General features: G+C 63.6%; 12 protein-coding genes and 3 pseudogenes. 5 read left to right on the plus strand and 10 right to left on the minus strand.

Features of this window, described 5'->3' with window-relative positions; all coding sequences use genetic code 11:
- The first annotated feature begins 4 nt into the window (after positions 1–4).
- Entirely contained in the window at positions 5–523 is a 519-nt protein-coding gene (locus tag ACFQH2_RS01710; RefSeq protein ID WP_377056221.1) for a redoxin domain-containing protein, read from the plus strand.
- A gap of 142 nt (positions 524–665) precedes the next feature.
- Here ACFQH2_RS01710 and ACFQH2_RS01715 read toward each other — a convergent pair.
- The 4 genes and pseudogenes from ACFQH2_RS01715 to ACFQH2_RS01730 all read right to left on the minus strand — a co-directional run bounded on the left by ACFQH2_RS01715 (position 666) and on the right by ACFQH2_RS01730 (position 2954).
- Positions 666–1534 (minus strand): annotated as a pseudogene (locus tag ACFQH2_RS01715) (ribose-phosphate diphosphokinase).
- Positions 1535–1597: 63 nt separating this feature from the next.
- Positions 1598–2023, minus strand: a complete 426-nt coding sequence (locus tag ACFQH2_RS01720; RefSeq protein WP_377056225.1) for an HIT family protein — start codon at positions 2021–2023, stop codon at positions 1598–1600.
- Between the two features lie 45 nt (positions 2024–2068).
- Positions 2069–2704 carry a uracil-DNA glycosylase gene (locus ACFQH2_RS01725; protein WP_377056227.1) on the minus strand — a complete coding sequence of 212 codons (636 nt, stop codon included), beginning with the start codon at positions 2702–2704 and terminating at the stop codon, positions 2069–2071.
- 7 nt (positions 2705–2711) lie between these two features.
- Positions 2712–2954 carry a hypothetical protein gene (locus ACFQH2_RS01730; RefSeq protein WP_377056229.1) on the minus strand — a complete coding sequence of 81 codons (243 nt, stop codon included), beginning with the start codon at positions 2952–2954 and terminating at the stop codon, positions 2712–2714.
- Positions 2955–3054: 100 nt separating this feature from the next.
- Here ACFQH2_RS01730 and ACFQH2_RS01735 point away from each other — a divergent pair, with 100 nt between their 5' ends.
- From ACFQH2_RS01735 to ileS, 3 genes and pseudogenes are all read left to right on the plus strand, one after another.
- Positions 3055–3282 carry a hypothetical protein gene (locus ACFQH2_RS01735; RefSeq protein ID WP_377076381.1) on the plus strand — a complete coding sequence of 76 codons (228 nt, stop codon included), beginning with the start codon at positions 3055–3057 and terminating at the stop codon, positions 3280–3282.
- A 226-nt stretch (positions 3283–3508) separates the two neighbouring features.
- A complete protein-coding gene (locus ACFQH2_RS01740; protein WP_377056233.1) occupies positions 3509–5881 on the plus strand; it encodes an alpha-amylase domain-containing protein in 2373 nt (790 codons plus the stop codon).
- Positions 5882–5965: 84 nt separating this feature from the next.
- Positions 5966–9210 (plus strand): annotated as a pseudogene (gene ileS, locus ACFQH2_RS01745) (isoleucine--tRNA ligase).
- A 138-nt stretch (positions 9211–9348) separates the two neighbouring features.
- On the opposite strand, the gene ACFQH2_RS01750 reads toward ileS, so the two are convergent.
- The 6 genes and pseudogenes from ACFQH2_RS01750 to ACFQH2_RS01775 all read right to left on the minus strand — a co-directional run bounded on the left by ACFQH2_RS01750 (position 9349) and on the right by ACFQH2_RS01775 (position 17430).
- Positions 9349–9900 (minus strand): glucodextranase DOMON-like domain-containing protein, encoded by a 552-nt coding sequence (locus tag ACFQH2_RS01750; protein ID WP_377076382.1) that lies wholly within the window; start codon positions 9898–9900, stop codon positions 9349–9351.
- 71 nt (positions 9901–9971) lie between these two features.
- Positions 9972–11111: pseudogene (locus ACFQH2_RS01755) on the minus strand (glucodextranase DOMON-like domain-containing protein); the annotation flags it as partial.
- Positions 11108–13405 carry an alpha-amylase family glycosyl hydrolase gene (locus ACFQH2_RS01760; protein ID WP_377076383.1) on the minus strand — a complete coding sequence of 766 codons (2298 nt, stop codon included), beginning with the start codon at positions 13403–13405 and terminating at the stop codon, positions 11108–11110. The pseudogene ACFQH2_RS01755 and the gene ACFQH2_RS01760, both read right to left, overlap by 4 nt.
- 404 nt (positions 13406–13809) lie before the next feature.
- The gene (locus tag ACFQH2_RS01765; protein ID WP_377056239.1) at positions 13810–14343 is read right to left on the minus strand and encodes a heme NO-binding domain-containing protein; all 534 of its coding nucleotides are present in this window, start codon (positions 14341–14343) and stop codon (positions 13810–13812) included.
- Between the two features lie 94 nt (positions 14344–14437).
- Positions 14438–15616 carry an SPFH domain-containing protein gene (locus tag ACFQH2_RS01770; protein ID WP_377056241.1) on the minus strand — a complete coding sequence of 393 codons (1179 nt, stop codon included), beginning with the start codon at positions 15614–15616 and terminating at the stop codon, positions 14438–14440.
- A 71-nt stretch (positions 15617–15687) separates the two neighbouring features.
- Positions 15688–17430: an excinuclease ABC subunit C gene (locus ACFQH2_RS01775; RefSeq protein ID WP_377056243.1), complete on the minus strand. Its 1743-nt coding sequence runs from the start codon at positions 17428–17430 to the stop codon at positions 15688–15690.
- Between the two features lie 177 nt (positions 17431–17607).
- Here ACFQH2_RS01775 and ACFQH2_RS01780 point away from each other — a divergent pair, with 177 nt between their 5' ends.
- The gene (locus tag ACFQH2_RS01780; RefSeq protein WP_377057132.1) at positions 17608–17682 is read left to right on the plus strand and encodes a hypothetical protein; all 75 of its coding nucleotides are present in this window, start codon (positions 17608–17610) and stop codon (positions 17680–17682) included.
- The last annotated feature ends 12 nt before the right edge of the window (positions 17683–17694 follow it).

Below are 17694 nucleotides of genomic sequence, written 5' to 3' on the forward strand. Positions count from 1 at the left end.
CCTAATGGTCGAACTCGACTTCGACGTCGTCGACCTGCCGGAGCGAGACCACGTCGAGGAAGGCGACGTTGCACCCGACTTTACCCGGCCGCTCGTCAACGAGGAGTTCTGGGAGGACCGGTCGCTATCGGACCTGACCGAGGATGGGCCGGTGCTCCTCGTCTTCTACACGATGGACGGTGCGTTTCCGGCGACCTACATCTGGAACGAAATTCGCGGCCGAGAGTGGGAGACCGAGTTCGACGTCCGGATCGTCGGACTGTCGATATCGGATCCGTACTCCCACAAGCGGCTGATCGAGGAGCGTGGGATCGACTACGACCTGTTCAGCGATCCGAACAACACCGTCGCCGTCGAGTACGGCATTCCCAACGACCTCGACGGGATGACCGGCGTGTCGGAGCCACGCCCGGCGGTGTACTTGCTCGACGATGAGCGAGTCGTCGAGTACGCCTGGGTCGCCCAGGAGTGGCCGCAGTTCCCGGACTACGACGAGATCGAGGCGGCGCTGTCGGAGCTGTAGGGTTGCCAGCAGAGAGAGCGAACAGGCGGCACGAAGACGTCACGACGCGGCGTGCCACGCACCCGCGCAGACCGGCGTCGTGGTAAAGAGTCAGCGCACGCGGTGGCTGGCCGCCCGATCGTTTATAAATTCTCGTGAAAACTCAGAGCTGATCTGCAAGCGCGTCGGCGACTACTGGCGCGGCGCTGACGGCACTGCAGGGGCGTTCGAGCGTATCAGTACCGTAGACAGTATCGACGCCAGCCCGCGAGAGTTTCGTGACCGCGTTGCCGGCGAGCAACGGGTGGATGCAAGTGACGAAAACCCGGTTTGCACCGCGCTCCTGGAGAATGGTGAGGGCCTCGCTCATCGTGGATCCGGTAGCGATGATGTCGTCGACAACGACGATGTCACGGCCGTCGACGCTCGTGTCGCTCGGCGATATTTCGACATCGGAGCCGGAGTGTCGTGTCTTCTCGAAGTAATCGACCGTCCCGGTACCGGCGGCCTCCCGGACCGTCTCGGCAAGATCGATCGCACCGGCGTCCGGGGAGAGAAAGAGCGGATCGATCAGGTCCTCAGGCAGCGGTTCGGCGAGCCGAGCGGCCGCGCTGATCGGCGTCGCAGGTGGGTCGAAGAAGTCACAGACGTCCTCCTCGTGGGGGTCGATCGTCAGCACCCGATCAGCGCCCGTGCTGATCGCCCGGGCCACTGCACGGACCGAAACCGGCTCGCCCTGCTCGAACGCCTGGTCCTGTCGCGCGTAGCCCAGATATGGGACGACGGTGATGACCTCCCCGTAGCCGGCTTCGTGGGCGGCGTCCTGAAGCTGGAGCAGTTCGATGTGTGCGTCGCTGCTCGGCGTCGAGGCGACGACGATAGCCCGCTCGCCGTCCGCCGGTGTCACGTCGCCGATGCTGCCATCAACTCGCCGTCGGGAAACCGGTCGAATGCGACGGGCGCGAGCGGTTCGTCAAGCCGCTCCGCCAGTTCGGCCGCGATCGACTGGGAGTGGCGTCCGCTGAGGATCATACCCGATGGAACTCCGGCGTCGGTTAAACGCGTTTTCGTTCGCACCGACGCCCGCGGACGCGTTCAGGTTCGTTCTCTGACATCTTCGACGATATCGTCGAGGTCGTCGTCCGAGAGGTCCGGGCGGTCGCCCGCAATGGCGTGGACCGGCGCGCCGCCGTCGCCCTCGAACCGGGGGATGATGTGGCCGTGGACGTGAGGGACTTCCTGGCCAGCCACCTCGCCGTTGTTGAACGCGACGTTGCAGGCGTCGGCACTGACCGCGTCCTCGACGGCCGGGACGAGGGAGTGGAGGGTATCGAACACTTTCGGGGCGAGATCCTCGGGGAGGGCGTTCAGCGTCTCGTGATGTGCTTTCGGGATCACGAGCGTGTGGCCGGGGGCGAGCGGGTTGGCGTCGAGGAACGCGAGCGTTTCGTCGTCCTCGTAGACGGTGTGGCTCGGAATCTCTCCGTCGACGATCGCACAGAAGATGCAGTCCTCGCTCATACTCGAATGCCTCGGCGGCCGATAGCAAAAACGTTGCCCACGCCCTCACTCCATGAGCGCGTCGAGTCGCTCGGCGAACGTAGCGACGTACTCCTCGACGTCGTAGCCGAGGCGAGCGATCCAGACGTCCCGATAGGACGGGTGCAGGACGGGGAGAACGGCCGGATCGATTCCCGCCAGGTCGACAGGGTCGAGAACGCAGTCCAGAAAGCCGTCGAGCGAGCGCTCGGCGAGCGAGAAGACCGATCGGGTGGCGTGTTTGCCAGCGGGGACGAGCACGTCCGGGTCGATTCCTTCGAGTTCGGTTTCGAGGTGGCCCCTGCAGGTCCGCCGTTCCTCGTCCGTCGGTTCGGGGTTCGACCCGTCTTCGCCCTCGGGAAAGCACTTGACGGCGTTCGTGAAGTACGCGTCCTCGCCGTAGCCTGCGTCGGCGAGTAGCCTGCGGATCCGCCGCCCGGAGTGGCGCGTGGTGAACGCTTTGCCAGTCCAGTTGCCGCCGCGCCAGCGCTCGTCGGACGCGTCGTCCGGCGGTAGCCCTGCGCCGGGAGCCTCGCCAACGACCACGACGCTCGCGTCGAGCGGACCGGTGCCCCACGAGATGCACTCCCGGGATTCAGTGAGCGCCGAGCAGCGCGAACAGTCAGGTTCGAGGACGTTGCGAGAGGCGGGGAACTGCGTCATACTCTGCTTACTCCGTCAGCGGAAGGATGACGCCGAAGACGACGACAGAGAGGAACGCGACGACGACGCCGATCGCTTCCATATCGAAAAACAGCGTGTGTGTCCAGCCCGGTACATCAGAGAGCAAGACGCCTGCGAACAGTAACTCCCCGACGACACCGCCGATGAACAGTCCGACTCCGAGCAGAAACCCGTACTTCGTCAGCGTGGGATAGTTGAGGTCGCCATAGCGACCCGACGTATGTGCCATATGCCCCTTCGTCCGTCGATCAGTTATAAACTTCTTGGTAGTGAGTGGAGAGATGAGAGCGAACAAAAGAGTAATATCAGCCGATATCGTTCTTGTGGACATGCAACTCGAAGTGCTGGTCGAACTGCTTGCGTATTTCGCCCTTACCGTAGTGGTAACGGGAGTCGGTCTCGTCGCCGAATTGAACAGTTACCTGTATCTGTCCGGCGGTGAGACCACGGTCGCGCTCTGGCTCGCCGGCATGGGAATTCTGTGTCTGTACGCAGGCGTGTATATGCTCGGCTACGGAAAACTGATCCCGGCCACCCTCAGCGTCGTTCAAGACTAACTGACACGTCACTGACTGTTTTCGAGGAGCTATCGACTCCCGCCGAGAGACAGCCGAGGCCAATCAAGCGGACGACGAGCGGGCCTTGTTTTGAGAGAGTATCCAACCGCGGGACTGCGATCACGAGGCAGTGATTCGGAGCGGTCCGCCTTGAGTACACCATTGACAAATGTTGTAATTTATCACCAAGCATTTATATCTTGAAGATTTATCTGTAATCAATACAATGCGCGAAGGTAACACACCTGTACATCGCCGTGACGTCCTCAAGGGCGTCGGGGGAGCGACGATGGGATCGGCAGTCGCCGGTGGGGCGGGCGCAAGCGCCGCTGCCGTCAGCACCGCCACCGAAACGGCGATGCTGCAGTACTTTCACACCGACTGGACGGAGGTGGAAGCCAGCATGGCCCAGGTCGCCGACGCCGGGTTCGGCGCGATTCACGTCCCCCCGCCACAGGAGAGCGTCCTGACCAGAGCGGATCAGGGCAAGGAACATCCCGATTACGGCGCGGAGTACCCCCATCACCCGCCGCTCGGCTATCAGCCCTACGACCGCACATCCCTCGATAGCGAGTTCGGCACCGAGGCCGAGTTCCGCTCGATGATCGACGAGGCCCACGCCCAAGGCGTCGACGTGATCGTCGACGTCGTGCTCAATCACAACGGGGCCGGGATTGCTCTCGACGACTTCCCGAATCTCGACTCCGAACAGTTCTATCAGGAGGGCGGTATCGAGGGCTGGATGTACTCGTTCGATTCGAGCGACGACCGCTGTTATAACGGCAGCGAACCGAAAGATCCCAACCAGTGGGAGTGTGACCCGGAGGCGATAGAGGACCACGACCTCGTGGGGCTTCCATCGCTCGACTGGACGACCCAACACGTTCAGGACCTCGCCTACGACTACCTCCAACTGCTCGCGGATTGCGGTGCCGACGGCGTACGCTGGGATGCCGCCAAGCACATCCACAACTGGGTCTTCGAGGAGTACCTCAACCCCTGGGCCGACGAACTGGGGTTCTACACCGTCGGCGAGGTGTTGTTCGATCCGATCGGCTACGTCGACGAGTACGCCCGGACGGGAATGGACATCACCGACTACCCGCTGTTCTACACGATGAAGTACGAGGCGTTCACCAGCGGCGGCGACTTCCGTGCGCTGGACCGTAGCGACGCGGGCTACGTCGCGCAGAACCCCACCCAGTCGCTCACTCTGATCGCCAACCACGACAGCGCGCCGCCCGAACTCGAAGCGCTCGCTCGGGCGTTCGTTCTCACGTACGAGGGGTATCCGCGACTCTACAACTACCTGCTCGAGTTCGACGATCCGGGGCTCCGCAATCTGCTCTGGATCCGCACCAATCTGCTCGGCGGCCGCGCGATTACCCACCACGCTGACGCGGACGTCATCGTCTACGAGCGCAAGGACAACGCCGTCGTCGCGCTCAACAAGAGCGGCAGCGAGCGAAGCGAGCGGATCGACGTCCCCTGGGCCGACGAACCGCTACAGGAGTACACCGGCAACGCCAGCGATACGGTCGCCGACGGCGACGGGCGGGCGGAGATCACTGTACCGGCCGGCGGGTGGGCGGTCTACGCCCCCGACGACGCCGCCAGCGACCCGTCCGAGGAGAACGACTCTATCGACGACGGGGATGGAAGTAACGGAGGCAGCGGGGACGCCGAACTCACCATCCGGATCGAGGCACCGACCGCGGACGGCGAGTCGGTCTACGTCACCGGTAGTAGCGGCTCACTTACCGACTGGGGCACCGGTATCGAGGGCAACCACGCGGGCGGAGACGTGTGGGAAGTCACCATCGACGATCCGGGCGCGTTCGACTGGAAGACGCGACGCGGCCCCGAAGGTGCCTCGGGCGACATCTGGGAGACGGGCGACAATCACACCGATGCCGACCTCGCGCCGGCACATCAGGGCTGGGAGGACGGCTTCGACGGGACAGCGGACGAGGAATCGCGCGACGATGGCGGGTCGGACGACACCACTGACTCCACCAACGACGGAACCGACGACACCACTGACTCCACCAACGACGGAACTGACGACACCACCGATTCCACCAACGACGGAACCGACGACACCACTGACTCCACCAACGACGGAACTGACGACACCACCGATTCCACCAACGACGGAACCGACGACGGAACCAACGACACCACTGATTCCACCAACGACGGAACCAACGACACCACTGAGACTGCCAACAGTGGATCCGACGATACCACTGACTCTGATGACAGTGGAACCGGTGACTCGACGGATTCCAGCGACAGTGGGACAGACGAGGGGGACGAGACAACCGAAAGCGAGAGCACCGATGATGGCGCGACCGACGACAGCACTGCTGTCGACGCTGACGAAGGGAGCACCGACGACGCCGCTGAGGATGAGGGATCCGAGGCGCCTGAAACCGGCGACAGCGGGGCCGAACCGGACGCGGACGGCACTGACGACAGTACGAACGATACCGACGACGACCTCCCCGGGTTCGGGATCGGTGCAAGCATCTCCGGGATCGGCGGGGCACTGCTGGCAGGCAAGCGACTGGCCAGGACTGACGAAGACGCCGAGTGATCACGGCAAGCCGTTGTTGCTCCGGGGCGTGATCCACAGCGGGGTACCGATTGCCCTTTGTTTTAGGAGTGAGATAGGGCGTGTATGGACCGATTTCGGGAAGTCGACGACCAGTACGATCCGGACGCGGTCGAGGACCGCGCGTTCGAGTACTGGGACGACGTCGACGCCTACGAGAAAGCGAAAGCCGAACGCGAGGGTAACGAGGAGTTCTTCTTCGTCGACGGGCCGCCGTACACCTCCGGCGCGGCGCACATGGGAACGACGTGGAACAAGACGCTCAAGGACGCCTACATCCGCTATCTCCGGATGTCCGGCTACGACGTCACGGACCGGCCAGGCTACGACATGCACGGCCTGCCCATCGAGACGAAAGTCGAGGAGCGCCTCGGCTTCGAGAACAAAAAGGACATCCAGGAGTTCGGCGAGGAAGCCTTCATCGAGGAGTGCAAGCAGTTCGCCGACGAACAGCTAGAGGACTCGAATCGGACTTCAAGTCCTTCGGCGTCTGGATGGACTGGGACGACCCCTACAAGACGGTCGACCCGGAGTACATGGAAGCGGCCTGGTGGGGGTTCAATCAGGCCAATGAAAAGGGCCTCGTCGAGCAGGGCCAGCGCTCGATTTCGCAGTGTCCCCGCTGTGAGACTGCCATCGCGAACAACGAGGTCGAGTACGAGGACGTCACCGACCCGTCGGTCTACGTGAAGTTCGATCTGGTCGATCGCGAGGGCCAACTCGTCATCTGGACGACGACCCCGTGGACGATTCCGGCGAACACGTTCGTTGCCGCCGATCCCGATCTGACCTATCAGGGCGTGCGGGCCACCAAGGACGGCGAGGAGGAGGTCGTCTACGTCGCCGAGGAGTGCGTCGAGGACGTCCTGCGGGAGGGCCATTACGACGACTACGAGGTCATAGAGGAGGTCACCGGCGAGGAGATGGTCGGCTGGGAGTACGACCATCCGCTCGCCGATGCTGTCGATCACCCCGGCGGCGACGGCGCGTTCGAGGTGTACACTGCCGAGTACGTCGAAGCGGACCGAACGGGACTCGTCCACTCCGCACCCGGCCACGGTGAGGAGGACTTCGAGCGCGGTCGCGAACTCGGTCTGGACATCTTCTGTCCGGTCGGCGGGGACGGCGTCTACACCGACGAAGCGGGCAAATACGCCGGCGAGTTCGTCAAAGACGCCGACGGGGCGATCATCGCTGACCTCGAAGCGAAGGGGGCGATGCTCCACTCCGGCGAGACCCATCACAGCTACGGACACTGCTGGCGGTGTGACACCGGGATCATCCAGATCGTCACCGACCAGTGGTTCATCACGATCACCGATATCAAAGACCAACTCCTGGAGAACATCGAGGACAGCGAGTGGTACCCGCAGTGGGCGCGCGACAACCGCTTCCGCGACTTCGTCGAGGATGCACCGGACTGGAACGTCTCACGCCAACGCTACTGGGGTATTCCGGTTCCCATCTGGCTCCCGGGCAACTGGGATGGCTCGATGGACGACGCCATCGTGATCGGCAACCGCGAGGAACTCGCCGAGCGCGCCGACCAGAAGATCGATCCCGCAGACGTCGACCTGCACAAGGGCACCGTCGACGAGCTAACGATCACCGAGGACGGCCGGACGTACAGCCGCGTCGCCGACGTCTTCGACGTCTGGCTCGACTCCTCGGTTGCCACATGGGGTACCATCGGCTACCCCAGCAACGAGGAGGACTTCGACCGCCTCTGGCCCGCCGACCTCATCATCGAGGCCCACGACCAGACGCGTGGCTGGTTCTGGTCCCAACTCGGAATGGGCACCGCGGCGATGGGCGAGGTACCCTACGACAACGTCGTGATGCACGGCTACGCCAACATGCCCGACGGCCGCGGGATGTCCAAGTCGAAAGGCATCACCGTCGAGCCTGACGAAGTGATCGAGGAGTACGGCGCGGACCCGATGCGCCTGTTCCTCCTCTCGGTCAACCCACAGGGCGAGGACATGCGCTTCTCGTGGGACGAGACAGAGAGCATGCAGCGCAATCTCAACATCCTCTGGAACGTGTTCCGGTTCCCGCTGGAGTACATGCGACTCGACGGCTTTGAGCCGGGCGTTGCGACGGAGTCGCAACGAGGTGAAGGCGGTGAAACCGCCGGAACGACGACGCTCGATGATGTCGATTCCGATCTCGAACTCGTCGACGAGTGGGTGCTTGCACGGCTCCAGACCGTCATCTCGGAGATGACCGAGGCCTGGGACGAGTACCGCCAGGACCGCGCGCTCGACTCGCTGCTGGAGTTCGTCGTCGAGGACGTCTCGCGGTTTTATATCCAGGTAGTCCGCGAGCGGATGTGGGACGACGAAGGCTCGGCTAGCAAACAGGCCGCCTACGCCACGTTCTATCACGTCCTGAGCACGGTCGTCAAACTGCTCGCACCCTTCGCGCCGCTGGTCAGCGAGGAGATCAATCGGACGCTCACCGGCGACAACGGAAAGGATACTGTCCACGCGCTGGACTGGCCCGAGGCCGAGGAGTACTGGGCCGACGAGCAACTGGAGACCGATGTTGCCCTCCTGCGGGCCGTCGAGGAGGCCGGGTCGAACGCCCGGCAGAAGGCCGAACGGAAACTGCGCTGGCCCGTCACGCGGGCCGTCGTTGCGGCCAACGACGAGCGAAGCGTCGAGGCCGTCGAGCGTCACCGCGACCTGCTGGCTGACCGCCTGAACGCCCGTGAGATCCAACTCGTCGGGACAGGCGACGATTGGGGCGAACTCCAGTATAGCGCCGAGGCCGACATGAGCGAACTCGGCCCGGCCTTCGGCGGCCGCGCCAGCGAGGTCATGAACGCGCTCAACGAGGCCCGCGTCGACGAGCAGTCCCTCGACGCGCTCGAAGCCGAAGTCGAGGACGTGCTGGAAGACGACGACGAACTCACCGACTCGATGGTCGAGTTCGTCACCGAGACGCCGGAGGGCGTCACCGGAACCGGCTTCAGCCGAAACGGCGACGACCTCGGCGTCGTCTACGTCGATACTGCGCTCACCGAGGACATCGAGAGCGAGGGCTACGCCCGCGAGGTGATCCGGCGGGTCCAGGAGATGCGAAAGGAACTGGATCTGGATATCGAGGAGCCGATCCGCCTCGATGTCGACATCGACGACGACCGCGTCGCCGATCTGGTGGCGGACCACGAGGACCTGATCGCAGAGGAGGTTCGTGCCGACGAAGTCGGTACCGTCGACGACGGCCACCGCAAGACGTGGGACGTCGAGGACGTCGATATGGAGATCGCTATTGCGTCGATTGCGGCACCGGAAGCCTCCGAGTAGGAGCGCTCCGGCTATCGGGTGTCGGCCGTTTTTTTGCGAGGAGAGTCGAACGCTCCCGGAGAGCGATGCGGCTATCGACGGACAGTGTTCGATAAAAATAACGCGCGCAGAGAACCGCAGAATGGGCCGACAGTGAGGTTACTCCTCGTCGTCCTCGCTGTCCTCGGAGAGGCGCTTGGCGGCGAGTGCGCCGGCACTGACGCCGGCCGCACCCGCGGCGATGCCGAAGCCGGGCAGGCCGTCGTCTTCGTCCTCGGTGTTCTCGTCGCCGTTCTCCTCACCGTTTTCCTCACCGTTCTCGTCGCCGTTTGCCGGTTCGGGCGCAGCGTCGCCCAGCGGGACGAGCGGAATTGCGGGCGTGGTGTCCGCGTCGTACGCGAGCACGTCGGCGCGAGTCTCGCCCTCCGGTAGGAGGAGATCCATCGCAGCTGGGTCGTCAGCGCCCTCGATTCCGCCGCCGATGGCGTACTCCGCAGGCTCGGGGTTGATCGCCCGGATGCCGCCCTCGCCGTACCCGTCGAACGGCGTCATGATCGCCGCGAAGGCGACGTTGTCCGTCCAGTCGACCGCGCTCTTCGGGAAGTCGACCGCGACCTTGTCCGAGTCGGTCTGGTAGTACTCGACATCACCGGAGACCGGTTCGCCCTCGGCGTCTTCGACGTCTGCCGTCCCTTCGCCGTGTGCGAGCACGCGGGTGTGATGCGGGCTTGCAGTGTTGAAGTTCGTCCCCGTTCGGCCCTCGGTCCCCGTCGGACCGCTGCCTCGGGAGAGTTGATGTAGATCTGGACGAACTGGTGGGAGACCGGATCGAGGCCGAAGTTGTTCTGGATGTCGGCCGCCATCGTGAACTCGAAGCGCACTCGAGCAGGCGACTCGTAGACAGTCACCGTCTCGACGTCCCAGGTGCCCTCGTAGAAGTCGCCACCGGTCGGGTAGGTGTACTGGTCGGGACCGTACGGCGCGCCGCCCGTACCGGTCTCGAAGGTTTCGACCTCCTCGAACTCGGCGACGAGCGAGGAGTACGGAATCTCCGCGAGCGTGCCGTCGGCGTATGCCAGCGCGTCCGCAGTCGGGGTGTCCCCGGCCGTGTCGATGACGTTCGGCGCACTATCGTTTTCGGCACCACCGAAGACCTCTGCACCGACCTCAGTTTCGACCGGGCGAACGTTGCCGGCCGCCGAGTTGTCGTAGCCCAGTAGCAGGGGTGCGACCTCCATCTGATCGAGACTGCCCTCGATGGAGTCTTTGGGGAACTCGACCAGCATCGCCTCGTTGGCGTTGTTAATCGTCAGTTCGCCCGTTGCGAGTTCGGTACCGTCGGCATCTTCGATGCGAACGCCGTGTTCGCCGTCGGCGACGAGGCGGTACTGATAGGGTGCCGCGAAGGTCGCATTGACACCCTCGCGCGCATCAGTCGACCCGCCGCTCGCGTCGGGATCACGGATATACGCCTGCAGATGTTGGTGGGAGAGGCCGTGATCGTAGTCCCACGGGTTCGTCAGGTCGCCGTCGATTTCGACGACGAACTGGAAGTCGTTTTTCGACTGGTGGACGTCGAACCGCGTCAGATCGAAGACGCCGTCGTCGAAGTCGTTGCCGGTCGGATACTCGTAGGTGCCGGGACCGGCGTCGGTCCCACGCTCGGCACTGAGTTCGATGAGCATGTCGCCGACCGAGAACAGCGAGGGCGTCTCCAGCACGGCGAACGTGTCGATCTCGACGGTCACGCCGGTGTCGCTCTCCCTGGTCGCGATGTTCTCGCCGGTAACCTGATCGACCGGATCGACCTCCGGTCGCAGGATCGGCGAGATAGGATTCTCCTCGAAGTTCGCGATGACGATCACGCTTTCCGGACCGTCGACGTCGTCGAGTTCGGAGGCGTCACGACCGAAGACGATCATGTTCGGGTTGTCCTGCGTGAACGCGTACGCGTTCCGGAGCTCTGCGGCGGGTTTGAGCGCGTCAGGTCGTGGTACGTCTCGATGACGTCCTTGTAGAACTGGAGGTGCTCCTCGTCGTACTCGTCCCAGTTCATGAACGCGCGCTGTTTGCCGCCCTCACGGACGTCTGCACCGGTGTTGATGTTGCCAGCGTCGTTACGACCACGGTTGTCCTCCTCGAACGCGTCGAGCGAACTCGCCGGCCAGCGGCTCTCGCCCCAGCGGCTGATCTGGCGCTCCTGGCCGTAGTAGACCGACGGGACGCCGGGGAGGCCAACGCCGGCCGCCCAGGCGGCGCGCTGTCGTTTCGCACCGGTCTCCCACTCCTCGTCCGGGATCTCCGAGGGATCCTCCGGCGGGTCGTTCGCGTTGACGACCGTACTGTTGAGCAGGCGTTCCTCGTCGTGGTTCTCGATGAGGTTGAGGATCAGCGAGGAGTTCGGGAACCCCTGGTTCTCGCGTTCCTGAACGTCGCTGACGAGCGACTGGGCACCGGTGTCGCCGGCCGCGACCGAGTGGGACGTGCCGGTGAAGCCCTCGGTGTCGAAGTGCATGTCGAAGGCGTTCTCGGACATCGTCGGATCCTTCGGAATCGTCTCGTCGAGCATCAGGTACTCGCTGTTGTTCTCGCGGACGACCTCGCGGATCTCCTTCCACATGCTGTTGGGGACGCCCCACGCGATGTCACAGCGGAAGCCGTCGACACCGACTTCGCCCGACCAGAAGTCCGCGATTGCAAGCATGTGCTCGCGGACGGCCACGTTGTCGTAGTTCCAGTTCGGCATCACGCGCAGGCCGAAAAAGCCGGTGTTGGTCGGGATGGGATCGGCGATCTCGGCCGTCGGGTTCTGCTGGAGTCCCTGAACGGTCCCGGCCGCTTCGACGCGGTCCCACCAGTCGAAGTACTTCGAGTCCTCGTTCCACTCGTTGATCGCCGGATACTCGAAGTTGGCGTCGAGCAGTGCCTGCGTTCGCTCCTCGTCCTGACTGGCAATCGTGTCCTGGAAGAACGGATGGCCACGGCCAGCGTGGTTGATGACGATGTCGAAGATGACGTTGATGTCGCGTTCGTGACACGCATCGACGAACTCCTTGTAGGACTCGACCGGATCCTTCCCCTCCGGAACGAGGTCCTCGGCGATGCCGAAGTAGTCGTTCGAGTCGTAGCCGTGGGGACCGCCGCCCGGTGGCTGGTCCTCGGTAAAGTTCGAGAGGTTGTTGTTAAGGAACAGTTTGTCGACGCTCTCGGCCGGGACGATCGGCGTCAGCCACACCGCGTCGACGCCGAGTTCGTCGAGATAGTCGAGGCCGCGAGCGCCCGTGCCAGCATCGCCGTTGATGATCGTATCGAACGTCGTCTGGCCGCGTTCACCGGCCCACGATCGGGGGAAGATCTGATACATGACGCCGTCTTCCATCCACTCCGGTGCACGGTTCGGATAGTGGATCGAGCCGTCCGGATCGAGTTCGACGGTATCGATCATGCTCCGCGCGTGTCCGTCGTGTGCGGCGACGTGGACGCGGGCCGTCTCGCCGTCGAGGGCGCTCGTCGGGACGTGTGCCTCGTCGCCGTCGCTCTCGATATCGGCCGTTTCGAGCGCGTCTCGGTCGTCGGCGAGGAAGACGACTTCGAGGTCGTCCGTCGACGCCCGGCTTGCCGGTGCGAGTTCAGGGTTCGACTGAAGGACGAACTGGTCGCCGTCGTTTTCACCCTCGAATTCGACTTTCGGACGAGCACCGTCACCCTCCGGGAACGCGTGGATCGTCATCCGGTGTGTCCCGTCGGGCGCGTCGAGTTGGACGACGTACGTTCCGGGGACATCGGCCTCGAATTCGCTGACGTTCTCGTCACCGGTAGAGTAGCGAGTGACCGAGGCGGAGTCGTGTGTCCGCTCGAACGTCAGTTCCGCGTCGCTGTCGGACGGTTTCTCCGCGAGCGACCACTCGAAATCGCCGGCGTCGTAGTTCTCCGGGTCGCGCCCGAAGTCGGGGATCCGTGGCGCGAGATTGTCGCGGGCATCGTACGACCAGCCGCCGACGTCTGCAGGGTTCGAGAGCGTCTCGCCCACTTCGACGAACCGTGGATGGCCCGGATGGTGGGAGTCCGCCCCGTCGGCGTGCGTTTCGGCGTGCTGGTCCATCAGTTCTGCTGTCGACGGCATCGAGGTGAGCGAGAGAGCGCCGAGCCCTGCCACACCGCCGAGAACGGTTCTGCGGTCTACGTCGGGATTGAGATTGCTGTCGTTATTACTCATAATGTCGTTTGGGGAGCTGCATGTGTCTGCGAGACAGGGACGCGGCTCCATGGTCCCTGGAACAAGGCCACCCGTCCGCGGCGTGCCGCCCACGGATGGAGGTCACGGACAACCGTCGACCGGCTAGTCGACGAATACGAACGAAAAGTGCGCGTCCGACCCTCAGGTCGGACCGCTCTGAATGTCCGCGACTGATTTGGCTGCGACTCATCGACACAAGGTGATGTAATTGTTCATCATGTATAATACCATATCTATGACTAGTATTTGCCTCTAGTCTACTGCTGTGTAATCAAGTATATAATATATATTACTACTACAAAATGTAGTGAAAAATTCGTAAGTAGAAGTTCAGGCCGGTCGACAGTTCCGGCCGTTTCCTATCAGAAGGAGCATCTATATCCTCAATCGAGGTCGACGTGCAACTCGCACCGGTCGTCGCCCTCTCGAAGGCAGGTCGACTCGTCGATCATGGTCGTAGCGTCGTACTCCGCCGCAACCCCGGCGGCGATCCCTCGTAACACCGTACAGAGTTCGCGTTCCGACCGATAGGTTAGCACGACCGCCTCGCCCTCCGCTCGGGTCGAGACCGTCGTAGACGCGCTCTCACCGTTGTCCTCTTCGAGTTGCTCGTAGATCGTATCCAGCGCCAGCAGCACTTCCCGTGCGTCCCACTCGTCACGGACGTGGGCTTTGAACGTGTCAAGAAGTTGTGGTGCCAGCGACTGGCCGAACGCGCGCTGGATCGAGTTCTCGGTCCGGCCGCTCAGTTCCGAGAGCGCGGTGACGGCGCGCGTAATCTCGTTGTCGGGGTAGTGAGTCACGGGCAAGTACAGCTTCGGGTCGAGGCCTGCCCTCTCAGTCACCGAGTCCCAGTCGACCCCGTCGCTATCCTCTTCTACGTACTCTTTGAGCGCTTTGTGAACGATCCCGTGCATAGCGTTACCGTCCTCGCAATCTGACCTGTGTAGACATGTATCGGAGTACAGACCTACAACTGGTAAATATTCCGACGATAGGTCGACACAAACCTTACTTTTCTAACTCGTCGACAAGTTCGGTGTCGTCGATTTCCTCACGCGAGTCGCGCCCGACCTCGCTGGAGGGTTCGCCCGACGCGGCCTCGCCGAACTCGCTGATGAGTTCCTCGATGTCGTTGAGGCCAAGCATTTCGGCGGTGTCGTCGTCGAAGTCGAGACTCTCCAGCGAGCCATCGGCCTGCTGGACGTCGCTACCCGAGAGATGTTTGCCGTAGCGACCGATCATCGAGGTGAGTTCCTGTGGCATGACAAAGGTCGTCGACTCGCCCTTGCCGATCTCTTCGAGCGTCTCCATTCCCTGATCGATGATGGCGCGCTCGCCCATCGATTCGGCGGATTTCGCGCGAAGCACGGTCGAAATCGAGTCACCCTGTGCTTCCAGGATCTGGCTCTGTTTCTCACCCTGTGCGCGGATGATGTTGGACTGTTTGTCACCTTCGGCCTTCTCGACGGCACTGCGGCGTTCACCCTGCGCCTCCAGGATCATAGCACGGCGACGACGCTCGGCGCTGGTCTGCTGTTCCATCGCCTGCTGGACGTCCTTGGAGGGGTTTACCTCGCGGACCTCGACCGCTTCGACGCGGATCCCCCACCGGTCGGTCGCCTCGTCGATCTCGCCGTGGATCCGGGTGTTGATCTTCTCGCGTTTGTTCAGCGTCTCGTCGAGTTCCATGTCGCCGATAACGGCCCGGAGCGTCGTCTGGGCGAGGTTCGAGACCGCGTTCTTGTAGTCGTCGACCTCGAGGAACGCCTTCTTGGCGTCCATCACACGAATGTAGATTACCGCGTCGGCCCGAACCGGAGAGTTGTCCCGCGTGATCGCTTCCTGCTGTGGGACGTCGATCGTCTGTGTTCGCATGTCGAACACGTAGGTCTTCGAGACGAACGGCGGAACGAAGTTGATCCCCGGCTGGAGGAGCTGTCGATACTCGCCGAAGACAGTCAACGCGCGTTTCTCGTAGGCGTTGACTATTTCGACGGCGCTGGCAACTGTCACGACCGCCAGCGTCAGCAACAGCGCACCGACAATCGAGAGCGGCGTCAGATCGATGAAGTTCGTCAGTAACAGCGCACTCGCTCCCAGCGCAAGCGCGCCGATCATGATGGTCTGCGGTCGGAGACCGTGCGTTCTGTGGACGCTTTGAATCCTGTCGCCCCCGGACTGAGACATATCCGCAGGTTAGGACCGACGAGGGTTAACGGTTGTCACTACATCTCATGCGAGCATCCGCCATCGCGGCCTCAGAGCCGATCACGGAGCTCGTCCGCAGTCTTCTCCCCGATCCCGTCGACGGAAAGTAGCTCTGTCCGCGACGCCTCGCGCACTCCCTCGACGCTCCCGAACCGACCGAGCAGGCGCTTGCGGGTCTCCGGGCCGATGCCGCCGATTCCGTCAAGTGCTGTCGAGACCTCGTCACGTAACGTCTGATGATACTGCAGAGCGAAGCGATGCGCCTCGTCCCGGACTCGCTGGAGGAGATGCAGCTGTGGTGCGTCTCCGGGCCAGTCGTAGCTTCGATCCGGTGTGATCACCAGTTCCTCGTCTTTCGCCAGAGCGATCGCCGGAACCGACCAGCCCACATCGGCGAGCGCCTCGCGGGCCGCCGAAAGCTGACCGTCACCGCCGTCGATCACCAGTAGCTCCGGGTCGGGGCGGTCGTCGCGGCCGTCGACGGCGCGGCGGGCCCGCCACTCAACGAGCGCACGCATGTTCGCGTAATCGTCGTTCCCGTGATCGAGGCGTTTGCGGCGGTAATCACCGCTCTCGCGGCTGCCATCGACGAAGGTGACGTTGCTCCCGACGGCGTCGCTCCCCTGGGCGTGACTGACGTCGAACCCCTCGATCCGAGTCGGCCGCTCGATATCCAGGGCGGCCGCGAGCGCGCCGGTCTCGTCCCGCCCGTCGGTGCCACGCCGGGCGTTTTTGAGCGCCAGATCGACGAGCGTCGCCTCCCGTCCGGCACCCGGAACGCGAACCGCGACACCTTCGGCATCCAGCCACGCTTCCAGTTCACCGTCGTCGAGATGTTCGGGGAGGACAAGCGCGTCCGGAAGCTCCCGCTCGGCGTAGTACTGTGGAATGAACGCCGACAGGACGCGAGCGATCTGGTCCGGGCCGCTGTCGGGGGCGGCGAGGCTGTGTCGTTCCCGGTCGACTAGCTGGCCGCCGTCGCTGTGCAGTCGAGCGACCGTCGCCTCCTCGCCCTCGATTGCGACGCCGAGCACGTCCAGCAGGCGTTCCGCACCGTCCTCGCTGCGCGCAACTGCATCCCCGCTGTCGCCGTGAAACGCCTCCACGGTCTCGAGGCGATCACGTAGGTTGGCCGCCCGCTCGAACTCCTGCTCTTCGGACGCTTGCTCCATCGACCGGCGGAGCGGCATGGCAAGCACACCGAGTTCACCCTCGAAGAACCGCTCCGCTGCGGTAACGTCCTCGGCGTACGCCGTCTCGGAGATTTCGCCGGTACACGGTGCCGTACAGATGCCCACCTCGTAGTCGAGACAGGGGCGATCCCGGTTGGCGTACTTGTGCTCCGAACAGCCCCGCAACCCGTAGATTTCGCGGAGCGCCTTGACGACCGTTTCGAGGCGCGCCCGACTCGTGTACGGGCCGTACACCGTTGCCCCCTCGTCGGGATCGCGGGTGATCTCGATCCGCGGGACGGCGTGGTCGGTTAGCTGGACCAGTGGGTAGGACTTGTCGTCTTTCAGTCGGACGTTGTACCGGGGCTGGTGGCGCTTGATCATGTTCGCCTCCAGCAACAGCGCCTGGGTTTCCGTGTCCGTCACCGCGACGTCGATGGCCTCGGCGCGGTCGACCATCCGTGCGATCCGCTGGCTCCGCGGGTCGGCGTAAGAGCGCACCCGGTCGCGGATGTCGATCGCCTTCCCCACGTAGAGCACTTGCCCGTCGGCGAGGAACTGGTACACGCCAGGCTCGGTGGGAAGGTCGTTCGCCCGGTCACGGACCGTCGGCGCGTCCATCGACCCGGCCAGGCGAGCGGCGAGTTTCAAGCCTGCGGCTCGTACCGTAGCGAGCAGGCGACGGGAACAGCCACGACGCGGCGTGTCGCACACCGGCCTCGGCCAGCGTCGTGACAGGGGGTCAGCGCACGGGGGTCGTGGCCGCTCGATCGTATATAAACCCAGGGCGGCGTCGGTCTGCTTGCGAGCGCGCTCACCCAGCGCTGTACGGTGAACAAACTCCTTGGAATCGACACCTGTCCGAACGAGTAACAGGGTCTGGTC

It is taken from the genome of Natronoarchaeum sp. GCM10025703 (assembly GCF_042661985.1).
Classification (GTDB): domain Archaea; phylum Halobacteriota; class Halobacteria; order Halobacteriales; family Natronoarchaeaceae; genus Natranaeroarchaeum.

Coding starts and splice junctions, on each gene's coding strand:
- ACFQH2_RS01770 (WP_377056241.1), bottom strand. CDS start 15,616: ATGTCTCAGTCCGGGGGCGACAGGATTCAAAGCGTCCACAGAACGCAC.
- ACFQH2_RS01775 (WP_377056243.1), bottom strand. CDS start 17,430: ATGGACGCGCCGACGGTCCGTGACCGGGCGAACGACCTTCCCACCGAG.
- ACFQH2_RS01710 (WP_377056221.1), top strand. CDS start 5: ATGGTCGAACTCGACTTCGACGTCGTCGACCTGCCGGAGCGAGACCAC.
- ACFQH2_RS01725 (WP_377056227.1), bottom strand. CDS start 2,704: ATGACGCAGTTCCCCGCCTCTCGCAACGTCCTCGAACCTGACTGTTCG.
- ACFQH2_RS01735 (WP_377076381.1), top strand. CDS start 3,055: ATGCAACTCGAAGTGCTGGTCGAACTGCTTGCGTATTTCGCCCTTACC.
- ACFQH2_RS01765 (WP_377056239.1), bottom strand. CDS start 14,343: ATGCACGGGATCGTTCACAAAGCGCTCAAAGAGTACGTAGAAGAGGAT.
- ACFQH2_RS01730 (WP_377056229.1), bottom strand. CDS start 2,954: ATGGCACATACGTCGGGTCGCTATGGCGACCTCAACTATCCCACGCTG.
- ACFQH2_RS01760 (WP_377076383.1), bottom strand. CDS start 13,405: ATGAGTAATAACGACAGCAATCTCAATCCCGACGTAGACCGCAGAACC.
- ACFQH2_RS01720 (WP_377056225.1), bottom strand. CDS start 2,023: ATGAGCGAGGACTGCATCTTCTGTGCGATCGTCGACGGAGAGATTCCG.
- ACFQH2_RS01740 (WP_377056233.1), top strand. CDS start 3,509: ATGCGCGAAGGTAACACACCTGTACATCGCCGTGACGTCCTCAAGGGC.